A 4,836-nucleotide genomic window follows, 5' to 3' on the forward strand; every position below is an offset into this window, starting at 1 on the left:
CCGCAGCCCCGCCCGCTGCCGTACGGTCTCGACGGCTGCCGCGTCCAGCAGCGCCGGCGCGCTGAGCCCGGAGGCAGAGGGCCGGTCGGTGCCGAGCAGCGCGGCGGTGACGAGCTCCCTCCAGGGCGCCGTCACAGCGGCACCGCTTCCGCGCCGCTCCACGCCGTGTACGGGGTGAATCCGCGGTGACCGCACTCACCGAAGACCGTGACCGGTCCACCGCCCGATATCGACGCGAGTTTCCACAGGGCTGTGGAAGAGGTGGCGGGCGTGACGGGAAGTGCGGAGTCTCCCCCGGAGCTCCCGGCCCGGCCGGGGGTCCCCCGGGCGACGTCGGCGACCTGCCATCCGCCCCCGCCGTCGCGCTCGTCCTCGTCTTCGGGGGCCGCCGGTATCGGCACCACCTCGCTCAGCACGGCCGGCCAGTTCTCCAGCCACGGGTCGTCGCACAGCGCCGCCCCGTACCCCGCCAGGGCGTCGGACACGGTGCCGCCCGGGGGCACGAAGCCCGTGCCCGGCTCGGCGTGCCGCCTGCCCAGCGCGGCACGCAGCGGCCGGGCACCCGGGTAGAAGGCCAGCTCCGCGTCGAGCACCGAGCCCACCGGGTCCACCGGGAGGGCGAGTTCGGGCACGCGGCCCGCCATCGCGTAGGACAGCAGCAGCGCGGGACGTCCCGACGCCCGCCCGTACAGCCAGGTGCGGTGCGCGGTGAGCCGTCCCTCCTCGCTGTCCCGCTGCGCCATCACCAGCCATTCGTCCCGTACCAACGCGGCCTCGTCCGCCAGCAGCTCCGCCGAGTCGACGGTGATGCCCGCCCGGGCCCGTACGGTCGCGGCCAGCGGCTCCGGCAGGCTCGCCGACGTCAGCAGACCCCGGTTGAGCAGGTGCAGCAGGGCGCACTCCGAGAGCATCCGCTCCGGCCAGTCCTGGCCGGGCGGCAGCGCGCCCAACTCCCTGATGCGGGACGCCAGGCCCGGCGCCTGGGCGTCGACCATGCGGGCAGCCGTCTCCTCCCACGCCGGGTGGCCGTCCCGGTCCGCGCCGGCGAGCCCGCCGCGCAGGAGGTCGACGAGACGTTCCTCCAGCTCCGTGGCCCCCGTGGCGATCCGCTGCGCGCGACGCTCGGCGCGCTGCCGCGCCGCCTCCGGCCCGGGAGGCCGGCGGACCCGCTCTCCAGTCATGCTCCCGACCGTACGAGCGGGCACTGACAATCGCCCCGGCACCGGCGTGTGCGGCCGTTGTCAGTGCCGGGGTGCAGGCTGAGAAGCACATCGATCCACCGTGCGTGGAGGGGGACTTGTGACCGATGCCCGTGCCGATGCCGACGCCCATGGCATGGCCCATGCCGATGACCCTGCCGGTCCCGCGCCGGCCGGGCAGGTGCTGCGGCCGCACGCCGAGTACGCCTTCGCGGCGGAGCTGCGGGCGCTCGCCGCCGCCGACGACCGGCCGCGCCCGGAGCGCTGGCGGCTGTCGCCGTGGGCGGTGGCCACGTATCTGCTCGGCGGCGAGCTGCCTGGGGGCACCTCCCGGACGAAGTCTGGGGGAGGCACGGTGATCACGCCGAAGTACGTGGGGCCGCGCCGCCTCGTGGAGGTGGCCGTCACCACACTGGCGACGGACCGGGCGCTGCTGCTCCTCGGTGTGCCCGGCACCGCGAAGACGTGGGTCTCCGAGCATCTGGCGGCCGCTGTCAGCGGCGATTCGACGCTGCTCGTGCAGGGCACGGCGGGCACCGCGGAAGAGGCGGTGCGCTACGGGTGGAACTACGCCCGGCTGCTGGCCCACGGCCCGAGCCGGGACGCCTTGGTGCCCAGCCCCGTGCTGCGGGCGATGTCGGAGGGTATGACCGCGCGCGTGGAGGAGCTGACCCGTATCCCCGCCGACGTGCAGGACAGCCTGATCACCGTGCTGTCGGAGAAGTCGCTGCCCGTGCCGGAACTTGGCGAGGAGATCCAGGCGGTACGCGGCTTCAACCTGATCGCGACGGCCAACGACCGCGACCGGGGGGTGAACGAGCTGTCGAGCGCGCTGCGCCGCCGCTTCAACACCGTGGTGCTGCCGCTGCCCGAAACGGCGGAGGCGGAGGTCGACATCGTCGCGCGCCGCGTCGACCAGCTCGGCCGCTCCCTCGACCTGCCCGCCGCGCCCGACGGCATGGCCGAGATCCGCAGGGTGGTGACCGTCTTCCGCGAGCTGCGGGAAGGCGTGACGGCGGACGGCCGCACAAAGCTCAAGTCCTCTTCCGGGACCCTTTCGACGGCAGAGGCCATCTCCGTCGTCACCGCGGGCATGGCACTCGCGGCGCATTTCGGGGACGGCGTGCTGCGGGCGGCCGACGTGGCCTCGGGTGTGCGGAGTGCCGTGGTGCGCGACCCGTCGGTGGACCGTGTCGCCTGGCAGGAGTACCTGGAGGCGGTCGTGCGCGAGCGCGAGGGCTGGAAGGACTTCTACCGCGCGTGCCGGGAGGCCTCCCCGTGAGCGCCGCCGGCGAACGGCGTCCGGGCCGCGGTGGGCCCCTGCTGCTGGGCGTGCGGCATCACGGGCCGGGATCGGCGCGCGCCGTGCGGGCGGTCCTGGCGGCGTACGAGCCACGGGTGCTGCTCGTCGAAGGGCCGCCGGAGGCGGACGGCATCGTCGCGCTCGCCGGGGCGGAGGGGATGCGTCCGCCGGTCGCCCTGCTCGCCCACGCCGAGTACGAGCCGGGCGGCGACGAGCCCGGCCGGGCGGCGTTCTGGCCACTGGCGGAGTTCTCCCCGGAGTGGGTGGCGATCCGGTGGGCGCTGGCCCGCGGGGTGCCTGTGCGCTTCATCGACCTGCCGGCCGCGCACGCGCTGGCCCTCGGCGAGGAGGAGGGGGCGGCGGGGCCCGGCGAGGAGCTGCGCATCGATCCGATCGCCGTGCTCGCCGAGACCGCCGGCCATGACGACGCGGAACGCTGGTGGGAGGACGTCGTCGAGCACCGCGGCACGGGCACGGGCACCGGAACTTGCGTTGGCACCGGCGCGGGCGCGGAAGAGGCCGATCCGTACGCCCCGTTCGTCGTCCTCGGCGCGGCGATGGCGGCCCTGCGGGAGGAGTACGGCACCGGGGGAGGACACCGGCGCGAGCAGCTGCGCGAAGCGCATATGCAGCTGCGGCTGCGGGAAGCGTGCCGGGAGTTCGGGGAGGACGACGTCGCTGTTGTCTGCGGTGCCTGGCACGTGCCCGCGCTCACCGCGAACATGACGGTCACGGTGGACCGGCAGTCGCTCAAGGGACTGCCGAAGGCGAAGACCGAGGTCACCTGGGTGCCCTGGACGAACCGGCGGCTGGCTCGGCACAGCGGCTACGGCGCGGGCATCGACTCACCGGGCTGGTACGGGCATCTCTTCGCCGCCCCCGACCGTCCCGTGGCGCGCTGGCTGACGAAGGCGGCGCGCCTGCTGCGTGCGGAGGACTACCCCGTCTCCTCCGCACACGTCATCGAGGCCGTCCGGCTCGCCGAGTCGCTCGCCGCGCTGCGCGGAAGGCCGCTCGCCGGACTGACCGAGACCACCGACGCGATCCGTGCCGTGCTCTGCGAGGGCTCGGACGTGCCGCTCGCCCTCGTGCGGGACCGGCTGGTCGTCGGGGACGTGCTGGGGGAGGTGCCGGAGGAGGCGCCCGCGGTGCCGCTCCAGCGCGACCTGGCGCGGCAGCAGCGCACGCTCCGGCTGAAACCGGCGGCGGCGGACCGGGAGTTGGACCTCGACCTGCGGAAGGCGACCGACTCGGGCCGCAGCCGCCTGCTGCACCGGCTGCGGCTGCTCGGCATCGACTGGGGTGTCCCCGCCGCGTCGCGCACGGTCGGCACCGGAACCTTCAGGGAGAGCTGGCGCCTGCGCTGGGAGCCGGAGTTGTCGGTGCGGACGGCCGAGGCGGGGGTGTGGGGCACCACAGTGGCAGGCGCGGCGACCGCGAAGGCCGTCTCGCAGGCAGCCGAGGCCACCGGGACCGCCGGGTCCACCGAGGCCACCGGGACCGCCGGGTCCACCGGGACCGCCGGGGCCTCCGGGTCTGCCGGTAACACGGCGCTGGCCGACATCACCGCCCTTGCCGAGTGCTGTCTGCTCGCGGACTTGCCGGACGCGCTGCCGCCGGTCATGCGCGCACTGGCGGACCGTGCCGCGTTGGACACCGACGTCGGGCATCTCGCCCAGGCCCTCCCGGCGCTGGTGAGCGCCCTGCGGTACGGCGATGTGCGGGGCACGGACGCCGCGGCACTGGCCGAGGTCGCCGGGGGGCTGGCCGAGCGTGTGTGTGTGGGCCTTCCGCCCGCGTGCGCCGGGCTGGACGCCGCCGGTGCCGCGGAGATGCGCGGCCATATCGACGGGGTGCACCGGGCGATGGCACTTCTGGAACAGGCACGCCCGGAAGGTCCTCATCGGGGCGTGCGCTCGCGCTGGCGCGCCGTCCTGCGGGAACTGACCGCCCGCGACCGGATACCCGGCCTGATCCGCGGCCGGTGTGCCCGGCTGCTGCTGGACGACGGCCGGCTGACGGAGGAGGAGGCGGCACGGCTGCTGGGCCTGGCGCTCTCACCGGGGACGGCGCCGACCGTGGCAGCGGCATGGATCGAGGGGTTCCTCGCGGGCGGCGGCATGCTGCTGGCGCACGACGAGCGGCTGCTCGCGCTGGTCGACGGGTGGCTGACGGGGGTGCCGGCGGACGCCTTCACGGATGTGCTGCCACTGCTGCGCCGCACGTTCGCCGAGTACGAGCCGGGCGTGCGACGGACCGTGGGCGAGCTGGTGCGCCGTGGCAGCGGCGCCGCGGCCACTCAGGGCGGCATCGGAGGGGCTGCCGGAGGAGCAC

Annotated in this window: 3 protein-coding genes; 2 read left to right on the plus strand and 1 reads right to left on the minus strand. The window is 75.3% G+C overall.

The features are described from left to right. Nucleotides 1–131 precede the first annotated feature (131 nt). Nucleotides 132–1,181 (minus strand): hypothetical protein, encoded by a 1,050-nt coding sequence (locus ACRDP3_RS00060; RefSeq protein WP_431514691.1) that lies wholly within the window; start codon nucleotides 1,179–1,181, stop codon nucleotides 132–134. A 154-nt stretch (nucleotides 1,182–1,335) separates the two neighbouring features. On the opposite strand from ACRDP3_RS00060, the gene ACRDP3_RS00065 reads away from it, so the two are divergent. Together ACRDP3_RS00065 and ACRDP3_RS00070 are read left to right on the plus strand one after the other, a co-directional pair. Continuing rightward, entirely contained in the window at nucleotides 1,336–2,481 is a 1,146-nt protein-coding gene (locus ACRDP3_RS00065) for an ATP-binding protein (RefSeq protein WP_431514693.1), read from the plus strand. Further along, nucleotides 2,478–4,836, plus strand: a 2,359-nt coding sequence (locus ACRDP3_RS00070) for a DUF5682 family protein (RefSeq protein ID WP_431514692.1), incomplete at its 3' end; no start/stop codon positions are given. The genes ACRDP3_RS00065 and ACRDP3_RS00070, both read left to right, overlap by 4 nt.

Origin of the sequence: Streptomyces sp. (assembly GCF_050698815.1) — a bacterium.
Classification (GTDB): domain Bacteria; phylum Actinomycetota; class Actinomycetes; order Streptomycetales; family Streptomycetaceae; genus Streptomyces.

Excerpts from the sequence above, each read along its gene's own strand:
- ACRDP3_RS00060 (WP_431514691.1), bottom strand. The coding sequence starts at position 1,181 with ATGACTGGAGAGCGGGTCCGCCGGCCTCCCGGGCCGGAGGCGGCGCGG.
- ACRDP3_RS00065 (WP_431514693.1), top strand. The coding sequence starts at position 1,336 with ATGGCCCATGCCGATGACCCTGCCGGTCCCGCGCCGGCCGGGCAGGTG.